This is a genomic window from Halapricum sp. CBA1109, assembly GCF_009741825.1.
GTDB lineage: Archaea > Halobacteriota > Halobacteria > Halobacteriales > Haloarculaceae > Halapricum.
This window is the reverse complement of the sequence record NZ_WPCA01000024.1, coordinates 12,139-27,826: the sequence shown is the minus strand read 5'-3', so window position 1 is coordinate 27,826 and position 15,688 is coordinate 12,139. Positions and strand designations below refer to the sequence as shown.

At 65.2% G+C, this 15,688-nt stretch carries 15 protein-coding genes, 1 tRNA gene and 1 pseudogene; 11 read left to right on the top strand and 6 right to left on the bottom strand.

Translation table 11 applies throughout. The features are described from left to right. From GJ629_RS04615 to GJ629_RS04580, 8 genes are all read left to right on the top strand, one after another. On the top strand, positions 1–202 hold a 202-nt coding region (locus tag GJ629_RS04615; RefSeq protein WP_394350931.1), incomplete at its 5' end, for a dCTP deaminase domain-containing protein. A gap of 232 nt (positions 203–434) precedes the next feature. Then, positions 435–968 carry a bacterio-opsin activator domain-containing protein gene (locus tag GJ629_RS04610; RefSeq protein WP_157511959.1) on the top strand — a complete coding sequence of 178 codons (534 nt, stop codon included), beginning with the start codon at positions 435–437 and terminating at the stop codon, positions 966–968. Beyond that, the gene (locus GJ629_RS04605) at positions 917–1,111 is read left to right on the top strand and encodes a helix-turn-helix domain-containing protein (protein ID WP_370515788.1); all 195 of its coding nucleotides are present in this window, start codon (positions 917–919) and stop codon (positions 1,109–1,111) included. The genes GJ629_RS04610 and GJ629_RS04605 overlap by 52 nt, the downstream gene beginning before the upstream one ends. A gap of 168 nt (positions 1,112–1,279) precedes the next feature. After that, positions 1,280–1,573, top strand: coding sequence for a HalOD1 output domain-containing protein (locus tag GJ629_RS04600; protein ID WP_157511958.1), 294 nt, complete (start codon positions 1,280–1,282; stop codon positions 1,571–1,573). 40 nt (positions 1,574–1,613) lie between these two features. Further along, on the top strand, positions 1,614–2,006 hold the full coding sequence (locus GJ629_RS04595; RefSeq protein ID WP_157511957.1) for a methylglyoxal synthase: 393 nt from the start codon (positions 1,614–1,616) through the stop codon (positions 2,004–2,006). Positions 2,007–2,061: 55 nt separating this feature from the next. Further along, a tRNA-Phe gene (locus GJ629_RS04590) sits at positions 2,062–2,135 on the top strand. A gap of 345 nt (positions 2,136–2,480) precedes the next feature. Further along, positions 2,481–5,531: a hypothetical protein gene (locus GJ629_RS04585; protein WP_157511956.1), complete on the top strand. Its 3,051-nt coding sequence runs from the start codon at positions 2,481–2,483 to the stop codon at positions 5,529–5,531. Positions 5,532–5,734: 203 nt separating this feature from the next. Beyond that, positions 5,735–6,502 carry a hypothetical protein gene (locus tag GJ629_RS04580; protein ID WP_157511955.1) on the top strand — a complete coding sequence of 256 codons (768 nt, stop codon included), beginning with the start codon at positions 5,735–5,737 and terminating at the stop codon, positions 6,500–6,502. Positions 6,503–6,530: 28 nt separating this feature from the next. On the opposite strand, the gene GJ629_RS04575 is transcribed toward GJ629_RS04580, so the two are convergent. Both GJ629_RS04575 and GJ629_RS04570 read right to left on the bottom strand, forming a co-directional pair. Continuing rightward, positions 6,531–7,301: a hypothetical protein gene (locus GJ629_RS04575; protein WP_157511954.1), complete on the bottom strand. Its 771-nt coding sequence runs from the start codon at positions 7,299–7,301 to the stop codon at positions 6,531–6,533. A gap of 7 nt (positions 7,302–7,308) precedes the next feature. Further along, entirely contained in the window at positions 7,309–7,761 is a 453-nt protein-coding gene (locus tag GJ629_RS04570) for a hypothetical protein (RefSeq protein WP_157511953.1), read from the bottom strand. A gap of 679 nt (positions 7,762–8,440) precedes the next feature. On the opposite strand from GJ629_RS04570, the pseudogene GJ629_RS16840 reads away from it, so the two are divergent. The 3 genes and pseudogenes from GJ629_RS16840 to GJ629_RS04555 all read left to right on the top strand — a co-directional run bounded on the left by GJ629_RS16840 (position 8,441) and on the right by GJ629_RS04555 (position 11,494). After that, positions 8,441–8,853 (top strand): annotated as a pseudogene (locus GJ629_RS16840) (hypothetical protein). 91 nt (positions 8,854–8,944) lie between these two features. Further along, a complete protein-coding gene (locus tag GJ629_RS04560) occupies positions 8,945–10,294 on the top strand; it encodes a cytochrome P450 (protein ID WP_157511952.1) in 1,350 nt (449 codons plus the stop codon). Between the two features lie 60 nt (positions 10,295–10,354). Further along, positions 10,355–11,494 (top strand): PQQ-binding-like beta-propeller repeat protein, encoded by a 1,140-nt coding sequence (locus tag GJ629_RS04555; RefSeq protein ID WP_157511951.1) that lies wholly within the window; start codon positions 10,355–10,357, stop codon positions 11,492–11,494. A 146-nt stretch (positions 11,495–11,640) separates the two neighbouring features. On the opposite strand, the gene GJ629_RS04550 is transcribed toward GJ629_RS04555, so the two are convergent. Genes GJ629_RS04550 through GJ629_RS04535 form a run of 4 tightly spaced genes read right to left on the bottom strand, consistent with a single transcriptional unit; the run spans position 11,641 to position 15,623 of the window. Further along, positions 11,641–12,711 (bottom strand): methionine synthase, encoded by a 1,071-nt coding sequence (locus tag GJ629_RS04550; RefSeq protein WP_157511950.1) that lies wholly within the window; start codon positions 12,709–12,711, stop codon positions 11,641–11,643. Then, complete coding sequence (locus tag GJ629_RS04545) at positions 12,708–13,706, bottom strand: 5-methyltetrahydropteroyltriglutamate--homocysteine methyltransferase (protein WP_157511949.1); 999 nt, start codon at positions 13,704–13,706, stop codon at positions 12,708–12,710. The genes GJ629_RS04550 and GJ629_RS04545 overlap by 4 nt, the downstream gene beginning before the upstream one ends. 55 nt (positions 13,707–13,761) lie before the next feature. Further along, complete coding sequence (locus tag GJ629_RS04540) at positions 13,762–15,075, bottom strand: restriction endonuclease (RefSeq protein WP_157511948.1); 1,314 nt, start codon at positions 15,073–15,075, stop codon at positions 13,762–13,764. Next, positions 15,003–15,623: a hypothetical protein gene (locus GJ629_RS04535; protein ID WP_157511947.1), complete on the bottom strand. Its 621-nt coding sequence runs from the start codon at positions 15,621–15,623 to the stop codon at positions 15,003–15,005. The genes GJ629_RS04540 and GJ629_RS04535 overlap by 73 nt, the downstream gene beginning before the upstream one ends. Positions 15,624–15,688 lie beyond the last annotated feature (65 nt).

Here is a 15,688-nt window from a genome sequence, read left to right as displayed (position 1 = left end):
CCCCCGGTCGTCGCTGTTGCGCAACTCCTGTATGCTCGACACCGCCGTGTGGGACGCGGGCTACGAGGGCCGCGGGGAGGGCCTACTGGAAGTGTACCACCCAATCGAGATAGAGGCCGGTGCCCGAATCGCCCAACTCGTCCTCGCCGACGCCGCCCACGAAAAAACCTACGAGGGATCATATCAGGGAGAAAATATTTAAATTTGCCAGAGGTCAATAGGCCATATACACCGTCCGGGGTGGTGGGATATATAAACGCTTGAATATACAGGTAACACACATATCGCGGCATCTGTAGTATCACGTATCAGGTGTTGGGAACGGACAGTCCGGACCACGTGCCTCTGACATACCTGTGCCCGGCTACCCCAGCACCCCACTCGATCCACGAGCGGTTGCCGCGGTGTGTTCTCCGCGGATACGATATCCAACAATGATAGTCGAAGCACACGCCTCTCTCGATCTCCTCTCGACCACCCGGACAGCACTCGGTACACCGACGATCACCGTCGAGCGGTTCGACACCGCCCGGTCCGTCCCACTGCGGAGTGTCTTCTGGATACAGGACGCCGGTGGCGGCGACGTCGCCGACGCACTGGCCGACGACGAAACCGTCGCTGACTACCGACGACTTTCGACGACCGCCGACGCGTCGCTGTTTCGCGCCTACCACCCCGCCGACGCGTCCGTCACCGACTTCTACGACTGTTCCGTCTCGACCGACGTCCTCGTCCTCGAGGCGACGAGCAACGCCGACTCCTGGGAGTTCGACCTCTGGGTCCCCGACCGCGAGAGCCTCGGCCACTTCCGCGACCGGTGTGACGACGCCGCCCTCGACCTCTCTATCCACTCGATGTACAACGACGAACCGCAGGCGTCGGCGACGTCTACGGCCTCACGGAGTACCAGCGCGAGATTCTCCAACTCGCGGTCCGACGCGGCTACTTCACCATCCCACGGGAGGTGACGCTCTCGGAGCTCGCGGCCGAACTCGACCTCTCCAGTCAGGCGGCCTCCGAGCGCCTCCGCCGCGGGATCCGAACCCTCGTCCAGACCGTCCTCGACGACCAGTTGCTCGACGACCGGGAGTTCGATTCCGACTCCCGGTGATCGGCAGTCGAACAACCGCAACGGGACCGCCTCCGCTCCCAAGCGCGTCAGTTTCTGGAAGGGAAACACACCCCCGTTCGGCTGAACGCCCCGCAGACGGCCCCACCCTCTTTCAGACTGTGAAAGGGCTCCTGTGTATGTATATGCGTTTACCTGATACACCGTGGTATGAGTGCAGACTACCGGGGCCCGTACATCATCCGTGACCCCGAGTCCGAGGCCACCGACGACGCCGAGGCGTGGGTCGCCCCCGAACCCGCCGAGGAAGTCATCGTCGCCGATGTCCTCGCGGCGACCGACCTCGACCGCGAGGCCGTCGAACCGCTCTCGGATTACGTCGATTTCGACGCTCTCGACGCCCTCCTGTCGGGCGAGAGCGACGCCGAGTCACTCGCCTTCGAGGTCGACGGCCACGAGGTGACCGTCACCGCCGACGGAGGCGTCACGGTCGAGTCGGCCTGACCGCCGGAACTGGTTTCTCGCTGGCGCGTGATAGGCCGGTATGACACGGATCGCGCTGATCGCCCACGACGACGAGAAGCCCGAGATGATAGACTTCGCCAGCGACCACGCCGACTACCTCGACGACATCGAAATCGTCACGACCGGGACGACCGGCAAGCGCATCGAGGCGGAGACGGGTGTCGACGTCGAGCGTAAACAGTCCGGCCCGCTCGGGGGGGACCTCCAGATAGGCGCGGAGGTCGCCGACGAAAGCCTCGACGGCATCATCTTCCTCCGGGACCCCCTGACCGCCCAGCCCCACGAACCGGACATCTCGGCGTTGTTGCGCATCTGTGACGTTCACGACACGCCGATGGCGACGACCCGCTCTTCCGCGGAGTACCTGCTGACGGGACTCGCACTCGACGACGGCGTCGACCTCACGGCGTGACGACGGCCGGCTTTCGAAATCCTTTTTTTGGGGACCCTCCCACGGTAGGATGCACGCCGCCTTAGCTCAGACTGGGAGAGCACTCGACTGAAGATCGAGCTGTCCCCCGTTCAAATCGGGGAGGCGGCATACCACTTTTTCCCGCTCGGGTTTCCTCGCGAGCCTCCGGCTCGCTGCGGGAACCACTCGCGGCAAAAACTTGGTCCTCGTGAGCACAGCGAGCGCGGCGGATTCTGTGCGTGGTCCCGACCCGATTCGAACATCGTCTCTCGGCCGTTTGTATTGGGAAGACGGCACTGCTGGGTCTGTCACCGGTGAGCCAACTGACCCATCAGACCACACGCGCTACACCTACTCCGTTGTGTGCTGGTTCAAGTAATCGGAGCGTTGGACAGCCAGAGCAGTCATTATACCGCTTCACGTAGAGCGTCTATGGATGCGAACCGTCCGGCAGCGAAAACGAAGACCAGTGCGGTGAGTTCGAAGACGGACGGTAGCGATTCGGAAGACGGGTTCAGTCGGCGAACGATACTCGCCGCGCTTGGAGTCGGCGGTGTCGGTGCGGCCGGCGGATATGCACTCCTCGGCGGGGATGGTGCCGAGACGACACCCTCTGTCAGTGACCCGAGCGAAGACGCCGGGTTCGAGGCGTTCGAAGCTATCCGTGACGCTATGCGAACGAGTCCGGACCACCTCCCGGTCCGGGCTGCTGGGCTCGTCGACGAGGGTGACGCCGACGCCATTTTCGCCTTCGTCCGCGACGAACTTGCTGTCGACCCATCCGGCGTCGAGGATATGGACGACGCGAACCGGACTCGGCGATGGGGGCCACGCGGCACGCTCCGTGGTGGTACCGGAACACCACTGGATATCGCGGATACCCTCGCCAAACTGTTCGCCGATGCCGGGTTCGAGGCGGACGTGGTCGACGTCCGGCCGCGATTGACAGCCGAGCAGGTTCGAGAAATGCTGTTTAGGCCACCCAGTCGCGAGTTCGCCCCCAATCTCTCGGAGGCAGAGGCAGCACACTACCGTGACGTCGTCGGTGGTGACGAGATACCCAGTGCAGTCGATGTCGGTGGCTCGGAGAGTGCCGCACTCGCCGAATCTATCCTCGATGTGTACCCGGGTGCTGATGCAGTGGACGAGCCGTTCTATTTCGGGTGGGACCGGTTCGCGAAACTGCCAATCGTCCGCGTCGACATCGACGGCGAGATGACGTACGCGAATCCGTTCTTGCCCGATGCGACCCTCGACACCTCCGGTCTCGGAGAGAACCCGAAGATTTGGGAGGACACGAGTCCCGACGCGTATCCGACGGTTCAGGTGACACTGTCGGCCGCCACAGCCAACGACCGGTGGAACCCCCACGAACTCGTCACGGGGGACTGGTCCGCTGCCGACCTCCCCGGTCGACAGGTTCGCGTCGACATGCTCTCCGGAATCGACCCGTTCCAGAACCCCGGTGTCCGTTTCTCCGACATAGATACGTTCGTTCCGGCACTCACGGTTTCGGACCCTCACGCCGGTCTCGAGACCGTACAGAGTTTGTCGGTACAGGGCGACGCAGTCACGCGCTCGGGTGCAACGCTGACCGTCGACGACGACGGCGTCGTCTACCGTGACGGCCGCCCTGTCGTCGACCCTGCAGCTGGTGTCGACCCCACGGTGGTCGACACCGTCGAGGCGACCGTTGACACCGCTCGCTACCCGAACGTCCGTCTCGGGGTCACAGCGTACGACGCCACCGGCGACGCCGTCGAGGGACTCCCGGCGGCAGCCTTCGAAGTAGTCGACGACGAACCTACGGGAATCTCTGTCGCCGCGACGACGAGCGCGCCGCGCGTACAACTCCTCGTCGACAGGTCCGGGAGTATGCCGAGCGCATATGCCGACGACGTGATGGCGGACCTCGTCGGGCGGCTTCGGGACGCGATAACGACTGGCCACGAGGGGGCTCGTATCGAGCAGACGTGGACGAACTCGGACATCTACACGAACTTGGCAGAGGCCGCAGAGAGCGACGCGAACCTCATCGTGTACGCGACAGACGGCGACGTCGGCGACGAACTCACGCCCGGCATTTCGGAGGTACTCCGAGCAGGCCCGCCAGCCCTGATGATGAACGTCGACCGCCGCGACAGGGATGCACTCCGCGAGATGGCTACCCTCTCCGGCGGTACCTACCGTATGGTCGACGGTCACGACGACGCCGTCGCGACCGTCACCGATTTCGTGGACGCTACCGCGGCCGACCTCCCCTCGTACCTGCTGGACTACACTGCACCAACTGACTGGGCCGCCGGCGACGAACGTGTGGCAACTGTCTCGGTTCCGGAGAGTACTGCGTCGGCCGACACCGAGTACGTCGTCCCGGGGTCGACTGTGCTCCCCGACGAGTTCGCGAGTCTCCAGCTCACCGTTCGCATCGGCGGCCGCGAGGTAACCCGAACGCTGGCCGGTTGGGACCCGATTCGCGACGCCGAGCGGACTGTGTCCGAGGCCGATATGGACGCTGTCGCCGGTGCGCTGTTCGGTGAACACGTGCTCTCGTTCGAGGCCGCAGCGACTACCGAATCCGTGTGGCTAGACGATATCCTGACGAGCAAACTCTCCGTGCGTGGCATCCACGAGGCGGCCACTACCGGTGACGCCGAGGCGGTGCGCGACGCGCTCGACGCTGGATTCACGGTCACGCCAGCGGATTTGATGCTCCTGCAGGGGCCGATGCCGAACCCCATCACCGAAGATTCACACACGTATCAGGATACTCTGCGTGTCGTACTCCACCAGCAGCGCCCCCAGTTTGGCACCGACCAAATCCTCCAACACACGGACGCACTCGACCTGACGAAGTACCGGACTGTCGCAGACGACCCCACGCGTGCGTTCCGACTGACCGCACAACGAACCGCAAGGGTCGCTGTCGTCGAGGACGCACTGTACGACGACAGCGCCGCCTCCATCCTCGACGGGCGTGACCTCGTCCCGTTCCGAGAGGTCGCGGCTGACTGGGAAGACGACGAGAACCAGGCCGCCGACGCCCGGGTCGTCGAGGCCCGGAGCGGGAACGAGGTCGCACTCGTCGCCGATGACGACGGCCCGTTTGCCTTCTGGACGGTCAACGTCGACACCGGGACAGTCGCGGGCGTCCTCGACGACGGCTCCGGCGGCGGTTACTCACAGGCACGCATCGAAGAACAGTTACAGCGGTTGAGTCGTGCTATCGCTGTCGTCAATCTCCTCGCACTTGCTTCGGGGAAGGCGGGACTTGTCTCCGGCCCCGGCGGACTCGCACTCGGTGCGGTCGCCGCGTACGGCCAGGTCCTCGCACGGCTCTACGGGCAGGTGAGTCTCGCAATCACGATTATGAACGCCGACCATCTCGACCGTGCTATCGGGCAGGCTGCAATCGCTCTGGGCTGTAACCTCGCGAAGGACCTCGCGATGTTCCGGCTCGGCGACGACATCTCCGCTTGGGTCGAGAACATCTTCGGTAGCGTCGGCGGGCCGAGCATCTGCTAATCCCTCGAACTCGCCACTGCCGGCCCGAAATACACAGTCCGATTGACTGCCCGGCCCGTACCGAAGGAAAAGACAGTATCATCACACATAGAATAATTTATGCTATCATACACCAAAGAAGTCGCGATGAACGGAGAAACTCCGACACAGTCGCAGAACAACTGTACGGCATTCGTGGCCGTAGCAACCGAGCGGGCGGAGCTATGACGGGACTGGACCGTCCGGTACGTCGTCGCCGCGTCCTGGCAGCACTCGCCGGGGGTGGGGCAACTGTCGGACTGGCTGGATGTCAGGGTTCCGACGGGACCGATTCAGACGACAGCGGAGAAACCGGTGGAGACGACAGCGATTCGGGGGGCAGTGACACTGTCGAGACGGGGCCCGGTGCCGGTGAGCAAATCGACGATATATCCTGTACCGAGTTCGGCTCCACCGAACGCCAGTCGTACGGCACCGGCGATACTCCGCTGGTGTTCGACTTCGACTATCCTGACACGTGGACAGAAAGCGGTTCGAGCCCGGACCGACGCAGCGACCGGTACACCGTCATCGTCCGCAGCGATATCGTCGAGAATCGGTACCAGACGTTCCTCACCGTCGGACAGTGGTTCGAGCCCATTACACCGGCGGAGTTAGAGCAGGCGGTCTCGACGGAAATCGAGGCTCGCAGCGGACGTGAACAGTTCGAAGTCACGAGAACGCTAGCGTACGCGGGGGAGGAGATAGACGTCTACAGCACGCCGGAGTTCCCTGAGGGGTTGGCCAGCGTCTTCTGGCTCCCCCACGAGACCGCAGACGGGACACGCTACTTCCAGACCGTCTTCCGGTTCAGTTACAGCAGCGGCTTCATCGCTGGGGTCGAAGACGGCGACGTGGACATCTACTGTGAGTCGCTGTTCGAAGACCTCGGCGATACGATATTCCAAAGTATCGGGCCGAACTCGGGGACCACTATCGCGTCCGAACTGTAGCGCGCCCTCGATTCTCTGCCACCTCCGTTCAGGCGTCGTCGACGGTCGTCTCTGGATTCGGTCGGAGACTCCTCCGAACCGTCTCTGTCCCTGACCGTATGAGTTCGTTGCACGCGTCACTGTCCTGGTCCTCGAGGCCGTAGACGTCGGAGTACGTCACGATACTCGTCCTGTAGTACTCACGGCTATCGCCCGACCCGTACGGAATGTACAGTGTGTACGCAGGGGGGTAACTCGACGGGGGGATGTCGGGAAACCCGAGTACGTCGACCCTCTCGCCGTCAAAGGTCTGCTCGTCGACGACGGCGAACGCGTCGACGTCCCGTGTCGTCAGGGACTCTTTCTCGGCTTCGACCTCGCTCGCCGAGAGGGCAGGCACTGTCTGGCCAACTCTGACAGTGGCTGTCCTGGGGTCGCCGTTGACACTGACGGGCGGGCTAGTTATCTGTTGAAAGCGCCCGCTCTGTCCTGGAATCGGCTCTCCGATGGTCCACGTCTCGGGATAGTCGAACGCGAAGACGTACAGCGTCCCCGAGACGTCGTACGCGGTTGGACTCCCAGCCAAGGGGGCACAGACCGATTGAGGCCCCTCAGGCGTCGTCTCGTCACCGGCTGTTTGTGTGGTGGTACTCGATGACGTCGGGCGCTCCGGCGTCGGTGTCGACTCCTCGTCGTCCCTGTCGGTGTCGTCCCCGTCAGTAGGTGTCTCGTTCTCCGAACAGCCTGCTAAGACCGCTGTCACCCCGACCGTTCCGAGGACGAACCGACGCCGAGTCACCGCGTTGTGTCTACTGGCCATCTGTGACTCAGACCTCCTCGATAGTTGTCTCGGGGTTCGGTCGTAAACTCTCACGCACCGTGTCGGCGGCCGTGTACACCGGGTCGTTACACAGTGTGACGCTCTCGTTGTTCTCGTTCAGCCGGAGAATACGTGTACGTGTATTTATCGTAAGCGAGTAGTACTGGCGTTGGTCGGCAGGTCCGTACGGGAGCCACATCCGGAAGAACGACCGGTCGGACTCCGAGATACCGACGACTCGAACTGTTTCCCCGTCGAACTCCTGCTCATCGACTACAGTGAAGCGGGCGTACTGCCCTTCGGTTGCCGCAGTGACTTCTCGACCGACCTCACTGGCCGAAATCCCGTCGGAAGACTGAACGACCTGGATACTGGCGCTCTCCCGCTCCCCATCGACGGTGACGAGCGGGCTGGTTATCCCCTGTGTTCGCCCGCCGGGTCCGACGAGTGGCTCACTCAACTCCCAGCTGTCGATGTAGTCAAACGAGCAGACAAACAGTGTGTCACTGGCGTCGTACGATACCGGCGCACCTGTGAGCCTGCTACAGTCCGGCTCCGGACTGGTCTCTGATTTCGACGCACGCCCGTCGGCAACTGTCTCGATATCCTCCCGTGTCGTACTCGGGGCGTGGTCGGAATCGCGACCGGACTCATCCCCAGGAGCGTCGTCGCCCGGGTCATCTTCGTCTGCCGTCTCGCTGCCGGTACAGCCAGCGAGGGCAGTCGCTGCTGCAGTCGCTCCAACCACGAACCGACGTCGTGAAACGAGGGGTCGTCTCATGACTTACTGATTGTGTCTGAGTACTTATGTTTTCCTACTACTTCGGCGGGAACGAGCGGGCGATGTCGCTGCTGCTATCGCCACTACAACCTGCGAGGTCGGTCGCCGATGCGGTGCCGAGCGCAGCGGGCACCGTGGGTCCGTCGCTCAGTTCGGTCTCGAATCCGCTCTCGTCGTCGGACGTCGGGTAACTCGGGGTCGTGGCCGCTGTTAGAACGACACGCTACGTCTCTAGGGTCGTCCAAGCGACAGCGCCCACGGGGCCCGCGTCCGTCGAACCGTCGCGTTCGACTGTACGACTCGGCGACACTCGCACCGGGAGGAACGCTTTCCACGGCGCCGCCCATAGGACCCGGATATGACCTCGCTGCTCGCTCGCTCGAAACGGCCGCTGCGGTACGTGATGGGGATCATCTGACGTCGTCGCGGGGATGACTCCACTTCGTCGTGCCGGGAGCGTACGAACAGGCCGTGCCGCCCCAGCTCCCGTGGCCGCGAGCGCTCGTCTACCTCTCCGGTGTCGCGGAGGTGGTACTCGGCGCCGGCGTCCTGTTCGAGCGGACGCGCCGGCAGTCGGCGTGGGGACTGATCGCGTTGCTCGTCGCGGTGTTCCCGGCGAACGTCTATATGGCCGTCGACGCCGGTTTCGAACTCCCCGGTGTGTCCCGTGCGCTCTCCGACGCGGCGCTGTGGGCGCGACTGCCGATGCAGGCCGTCCTCGTCGCGTGGGCGTGGTGGTACACCGACGCTACGCCGGAATCGGGGTCGTGACACGCGACCGTCCCGAACGCCTCGTACTCTGTTAGTAAACGAATGACTAATCCCAAGGCGTATTTCCGACCGAATTGTACATCGAGACACGATGGGTACGGGATACAGCCACGCCGAGGAGCCCCCCGGACCGAGCGGGCTGCCGGTGCTCGGTAACACGCGGCGACTCGCCGGTGACCGCCTCGGACTGATGACCGAGGTCGCACGCGAGTACGGCGACGTCGCACGGATCGAGTTCGTCGGCGACAGGGCGCTGTACGGGCTCTTTCACCCCGATCATATCGAGCACGTGCTGGTCAGGAACAACGAGCAGTACATCAAGGGTGACTTCTTTCAGGACCGGTTGGGGCTGCTCGGGACCGGACTGTTGAACGCCGAAGGCGAGCAGTGGCGGCGCCAGCGCCATCAGGTCGAACCGGCCTTCCACCCTGAACGAATCGCGGAGTACGGCGAGACGATGGTCGGCTACACCGAGCGCCGGGTCGGGGACTGGGAGACGCCGGGCGTGCGGGACGTCCACGGCGAGATGATGGCGCTGACGCTGGAAATCGTCGCGGACGCGCTGTTCGCGGTCGACATCCGCGAGTCGGGGTCGGACATCGCCGACGCCCTGGAGACCGTTATGGCGCAGTTCCGGCGCAAGACTGCTCGCCCGGTCGACATCCCCGACTGGGTGCCGACCGCCGGCAACAGAGAGTACCAAGCGGCCCGCGAGACCCTGCGAGATATCGTCGAAGACATCGTCGCCGAGAGCCGTGCGACCGGGGACGGCGGCGACGTGGTCTCGATGCTGCTGCAAGCCGAAGACGAGGACGGCAACCGGATGGACGACGAGACGGTCCGCGACGAGGTGTTGACGCTGTTGCTGGCGGGCCACGAGACCACCGCCCAGTCGCTGACGTTCACGCTCTACCTGCTGGCGACACATCCCGAAGTCGAGCGGCGGGTCCTCGCCGAACTCGACGCGGAACTCGACGGAACGGCGCCGACGGTGATGGACCTCCCCTCGCTCCCGTATCTCGAACGGGTCGTCCAGGAGAGTATGCGCCTGTATCCGCCGGTGCCGAGCATCGTCCGGCAACCGACGAGCGACGACCGCGTCGACGGCTACCGGATTCCCGAGGGCGCGACGGTGTTGCTCTCCCAATGGGTGGTCCACCGCGACCCGCGATTCTACGACAACCCGCTTGCGTTCGACCCCGACCGATGGGAGCGCCGGGACCGCTCGGAGCGCCACGGCTTCTCGTACTTCCCGTTCGGCGGCGGGCCGCGGCGCTGTATCGGCGACCGCTTCGCGCTGATGGAGGCCCGCCTCGTGCTGGCGCGACTCTTGCAGGCTTTCAGTTTCGAGACGGTCCCCGAGACGGACCTCTCGTTGTCGCCGGCGATCACGCTCCGCCCCGAGAACGGCCTCTCGCTGCGGGTCCGTGAACGGGGGTAATGGTCCGCTCCCACGACCGTCGGTACGTTTTTTCGTTCTTGGCCGATTACACCCTCGTATATGGACAGACGCGCGTTCCTCGGCGCGACCGCCGGTGTCGTCGCGCTCGCGGGATGTTCGAACGACGGCGAGCGGACTGACGAGGCGGAGAGCGGCGCGCCGACCGTCGAACCCAGCGGTTCGTGGCCTTCCTACCAGCGGACGCGGTTCAACACCGGCGCGACCGATCCGGGGTCGCCGCCGACGTCCTCGGTCTCAGAGGCGTGGACCTTCGAGACCGACGATCAAATCGTCACCGCCTCCGCCATCCACAACGGCACCGTCTACGTCCCCAGCGAGGACGAACACCTCTACGCCCTGTCGCTGGAAGACGGGACCGAACAGTGGGCCTTCGACGCCGGCACGGGGCTGTACAACCAGTCGCCGGCCGTCGCCGGACAAACCGTCTACCAGACCAACGAGAACGGTGCGTTGTTCGCTCTCGACACCGAGACCGGTGAACCACGCTGGGAGTACGACGCTGGCGAGCACGTCCCCCGCGGGGCGGCGGTGTCGACGACGGGTGTCTTCTTCGGTGACAACGACGACACCGTCTACGCCGTCGACCGCGAGACCGGCGAGGAGCGCTGGACCTACCGCACCGCCGGTGGGATACAGTCGGTCCCGACCTACCACGACAGGGCGGTATACGTCTCCTCCATCGACGACCACGTCTACAAGCTCGACGCCGAGAGCGGCGAGGAGGTCTGGAACCACCGCACGGACAACCGTCCGGGGTCGCCGACCGTCTACGACGGCACGGTGTACACCTCGACCACCGAGGGGACGATGTACGCCCTCGACGCCGCCGACGGGAGCGAACTGTGGACGGCCGTCGCCGGCGGGATGGACGACAACCCCACCGTGAGCGAGGACCGCATCTTCGGCGACTCCACCTACGCCGTCGACGTCTGGGACCGCGAGAGCGGCGCCCGTAGTGCCGACGTCGTCGAGACCGACGGTATCGGTGATACGACTGCCCTCGTCGACGACACGCTCTTTTTGGCCAGCGAAGACGCCGTCGTCCGCGCCATCGACGTCACCGACGGGACTGAGTTGTGGCGCCACGACGTGGGCTACGCCGCCGAGGTGTCTCCCGCCGTCGGCGAGGGATACGTCGTCGTCGGCACCATCCGCGGCGAGGTCCACGCTTTGCACTAACCGTCCCACTGTTTGCCGCTCGGGTTTCCTCGCTCACTTCGTTCGCTGCGGGACCCACTCGCGACAAAAACGTGGGGAAAAGGCTCTCCCTCGCGCCTACGGCGCTCGGTCGAGTGACACGCCTCGCTTCGCTCGGCGTCTGCTACTCAATCGTCAGCGGTCGCGGCGTCACCAGCGACGACATCGATCTCGCCGGCGTCGAGTTCCGCCTCGACTTCCCGGGCCGCTTTGACCATGTTCTCCATCTTGCCGTAGGCGATCTCCCGCGGGAGAAGCTTCACGCCACAGTCCGGGGAGACGGTGAGTCGCTCGGGCGGGACGACCTCGAGTCCCTTCTTGATGTTGTCTTTGATCTCCTCGACGGACTCGATTTCGGCTGTGTGGACGTCGACGACGCCCATCGCGAAGTCCTCGGTGAACTCGTCGTCTTTGAAGACGTCGAGTTGCTCGTAGTCGCCGTTGGCGAGTTCGAGGTCGTACTCCTCGACGGGGTAGTCCAGAATCTCGGGGTAGATACGGGAGTAGTCGCCGTAACAGACGTGCAGGCCGAGACGGACGTCTTCGGGCACGTCGTCGACGATGCGTTCGAGGGCCTCGCCGACGATGGCGTGGTCGTCCGGCGTCGTCGCCAGCGCGGGTTCGTCGATCTGGATGTAGCGCGCGCCGGCCTCGACCAGCGCGTCGATCTCCTCGTTGACCAGATCGGCGAGCGCGTAGGTGAGTTGCTCCTCGTCGTCGTAGACCTCGTTGAAACTCCACGAGGCGAGGGTGTACGGGCCCGTGATGGGGACCTTGACGGGCGCGTCGGCCACGTCGTCGGTGAACTCGAACTCCTCGACCAGCCACTGCTCGTCGTACTCGACTTCGTCGACGACGCTGGGCTTGTCGAAGTAGTTGTGGCCCCACACCTTCACGCGGCCGTTGAAGTCGTAGCCGTCGATGCGGTGGGCGAAGTACTCGACCATCTCGTTGCGCCGCATCTCGCCGTCGGTGACGACGTCGACGCCGGCGCGCTCGTGCTCTTTCGTGATGAGGCGGGCGGCGTCGTCTTTGGCTTCCTCCCAGTTGTCCACGTCGAACTCCGAGTCCTCGTCCTCGAACAGCTCGCGGGCGCGGTTGTGCCACTTGGGCTTGGGGTAGGACCCGACGACGGTGGTCATCAGGAAGTGGTCGTTGGGGTGGTCCTCCGGTCGGAACTGTTCTCGTGTGTCAGTCATGCGTGTACCTCCTCTAGGTCGGCGGCGTCGGCCAGTGCGTCCAGTTTCGCCTCGAACTTGTTCACCGGCAGGTAGAACAGTTCGGTGTTGGCACTCGCGTAGACGGTGTCGAAATCGTTGGTCGTCTCCTCGGTGACCCACTCGATGCGCTCGCGGATCTCGGCGGGCGTCTCGACAAGCGTGTTCTGGCCGTCGACGACGCTCAGCGAGATGTCGTCTTTCGTGCCGTACTCGTTGATGTTGTAGAGGGTCTGCTCGTGGTCGGAGACGAAGTCATAGCCCACGGCGTCGATATCGGCGTCCAGCAGGTGGGCGTGGACCTTCTCCTCCAGCGCGCCCCAGTAGGTCTGGACGACGACCTCGGCGTCCGCGGCCGACGCCACGGCGTCGATTGCCTCGCTGGCACGCTCGTCGACGCCGTCTCCGGGCGCGTTCTCGACCAGCGACGGCTCCAACAGGAGCAGCGTCTCGACGTCGGGGAAGGCGTCGACCTCGCTGCCGAGGAAGTCGGCGACGGCGTCGAGAAACGCCGCGTCGTCGCCGTAGTGCTCGTCGGTCGCCAGATCCGCGAGGGTGTAGGGGCCGGGGAGGACCGCCTGCAGGCCCTCCTCGACGAGTTCGGCGGCCGCGTCCAGTTCGGCGGCCACGTCGCCGCCGTCGGCCGAGAGGTCGCCCTCGACGACCGGGTCCCGACAGAAGTTGTTGTTGTCGTAGTAGCGGACGATGCCGCCCGTCTCGACGCTGTCGTGGACGGTCAGCGGATGAGCGAGCATATCGTCCCACCGAAGTTGGCCCTCGACGACGCGGTCCAGTCCGGCGTCCTGTTGGCGCTCGATCACTTCGGCCCGCGCCTCGTCGTACGCGGCGGCGATCTCCCCGCCCTCGTCACCACTGATCAGGTCGCCCTTCTGGTGGCCTTTCAGGTCCGAGAGGTCGTCTTTCGCCCAGTCCGGCAACGGGTACAGCCCCGGTGTCGTGGCTACGATTTCCGTCATTGCCCGTGGATAGGTGATGACGGTCTTTAATATTTACTACTTCGATAAATGCTTCTCAGTTATCTTTTGCGGGTGTGGCCGACGAGAGCAGGTGCGTCACCCCCTCCGATTCCAGCAGTTCCGTCAGGTCCGACCGGTCGAGAAGTTTGACGCCGTGGTCGTCCGCTCGCTCCCGGACGGCCTCGGGGACTGTGGCCGTCGTGACGAGAGAGACGACGTCTGCCGGCGATTGGTCGGCCGCACAGCGGTCGATGTCCGCTGGCGAGAGCGCCCCCTCGGGGTCGTGGACCACCCAGACGGCCATCCGGAGGTCGACGGGCGTCTCGACGGTCGCCATCACGTCGTACTTCCCGGACGACGCGCCGAAGACCGTCGTCTCCCAGCCGAGCGCCTGCCACGTGTCGGCGACGAGACGGCGACACGCTTCGCGGTCGAGGGCCTCAAGCGAGGCGGCCAGTCCGTCCGGTCCGGCTTCCTGCAGGGTGTCCTCGCCCGCTGGTTCCAACGATGTCCACTCGTCGGTGTCGTCCTCGGCGGCGACACCGTCCGCTGCGCGCTCGTCGGCCGCCGATACGTCCTCCTCGTCGTCCGGCGGCGGTAGCGCGACTGTGCCGGACGCCCCGTCTGTCTCGTCCTCGCTCGCCGACTCGATGCGCTCGCGTGCGTCCTCGACCGCCCCGAGGTAGACGTCGAGGACGCCCTCCCGGTCCGGTGCCAGTTCCGTGACGGCGTCCCGAGCGGCCTCGAGGTGAGCCTCGGCGACGGCGCAAGCCGACAGCGCGGGGTCGGTCGCGCCCCGGACCTCGAAAGTGTCCGCCGCCGAGAGCGCGCGCCGCGTGGCCGCTATCCGCGCGTCGACGACGCCGTCGACGATGTCGAGAATCCGCTCCTCGATGGCGTCGCTGTCGCCGACGAAGAAGGCCGTCGGTCCCCACGAGAGCCCGAGTAACTCCCGGTAGCGGTCGAGCGCGACGCGGTAGGCCCGGGCGGCGGGCAGCGGTCGCTCGCGCGAGTCGGCCCGCTCGTAGGCCGCCTGTGCGACCGACTGCGGCGTCGTCGCCAGTTCGGCCTCCTCGCTGTGGACCGACGAGAGCCGTTCGCGCAACGACTCGCCGTCCGGCCGGTCGCCGTCGTACGTCAGCGCGCGTTCGTAGGCGTCCCGGGCGTCGGCGTAGGCCGACACGGCGTCCCCGTAGTCGCCTACGTCCTGCGCGGTCCGTGCGTCCCGTCTGGCCGCGTCACCGACCGTCGCGTGTGCACGCCGGCGCAGTGCGTCGATCCGTCCCGAGCAGTCGGTCAGCCCCGCCATCTCCGGGACGCGGCTTCCGACATCGTACTCCGCCAGTCGGTCCCGCCCGCCGACGACCATCTCCTCCGCCTCGTCGAGGGTGGCAAATGCCGCGTCGGTGTCCCCCTCCGCCAGCGCTCGCTCGGCGTCGTCGAGTAAGTCCCCGGCCTCCGCGGCGAACCGGTCGCGCGCCGCCAGGCCCGCGTTGCCGTCCGGACGAACTCGACGACGCCATCGAGGTCACCCTTACACGGAATCGACCACTTCTCGCCGCCGGCGGTCTCGATCCGGAGGCCGCCGCTCAGAAACGATTGGTGGGTCTCGACGGTGTCGATGGCCTCGACGGGGATGGAGACGACACGGTCGTCGCCGCCGTCGTCCCCGCCGACGACGACGAGCAACCGGACGTCCGTCACCGCCGTCACCGTCCTGTACCCTCGGCCGGCCGTATGTTCGGTCGTCTCTCCGTCGCGTTCGACGGTCACGTCGCCGCGCTTGCTCACGAGGCCGTACCGAACCTCCTCGTCCGGCCCCACTGTCTCGGTGACCGGCGTCCCCGCCAACCCGGAGGACTCGATGTCGCTGACCCGTTTTTCCCCACCACCCGATAGGTCGATCACTGGTGCCATACGCTACCCGCGTTCTCTGTCACTACTCGCGTGAACGTATGTAGCATCTGTGTAATAGTGGTGAA

Coding starts and splice junctions, on each gene's coding strand:
- GJ629_RS04610 (WP_157511959.1), top strand. CDS start 435: ATGATAGTCGAAGCACACGCCTCTCTCGATCTCCTCTCGACCACCCGG.
- GJ629_RS04600 (WP_157511958.1), top strand. CDS start 1,280: ATGAGTGCAGACTACCGGGGCCCGTACATCATCCGTGACCCCGAGTCC.
- GJ629_RS04595 (WP_157511957.1), top strand. CDS start 1,614: ATGACACGGATCGCGCTGATCGCCCACGACGACGAGAAGCCCGAGATG.
- GJ629_RS04580 (WP_157511955.1), top strand. CDS start 5,735: ATGACGGGACTGGACCGTCCGGTACGTCGTCGCCGCGTCCTGGCAGCA.
- GJ629_RS04575 (WP_157511954.1), bottom strand. CDS start 7,301: ATGGCCAGTAGACACAACGCGGTGACTCGGCGTCGGTTCGTCCTCGGA.
- GJ629_RS04560 (WP_157511952.1), top strand. CDS start 8,945: ATGGGTACGGGATACAGCCACGCCGAGGAGCCCCCCGGACCGAGCGGG.
- GJ629_RS04555 (WP_157511951.1), top strand. CDS start 10,355: ATGGACAGACGCGCGTTCCTCGGCGCGACCGCCGGTGTCGTCGCGCTC.
- GJ629_RS04550 (WP_157511950.1), bottom strand. CDS start 12,711: ATGACTGACACACGAGAACAGTTCCGACCGGAGGACCACCCCAACGAC.
- GJ629_RS04545 (WP_157511949.1), bottom strand. CDS start 13,706: ATGACGGAAATCGTAGCCACGACACCGGGGCTGTACCCGTTGCCGGAC.
- GJ629_RS04540 (WP_157511948.1), bottom strand. CDS start 15,075: ATGGTCGTCGGCGGGCGGGACCGACTGGCGGAGTACGATGTCGGAAGC.
- GJ629_RS04535 (WP_157511947.1), bottom strand. CDS start 15,623: ATGGCACCAGTGATCGACCTATCGGGTGGTGGGGAAAAACGGGTCAGC.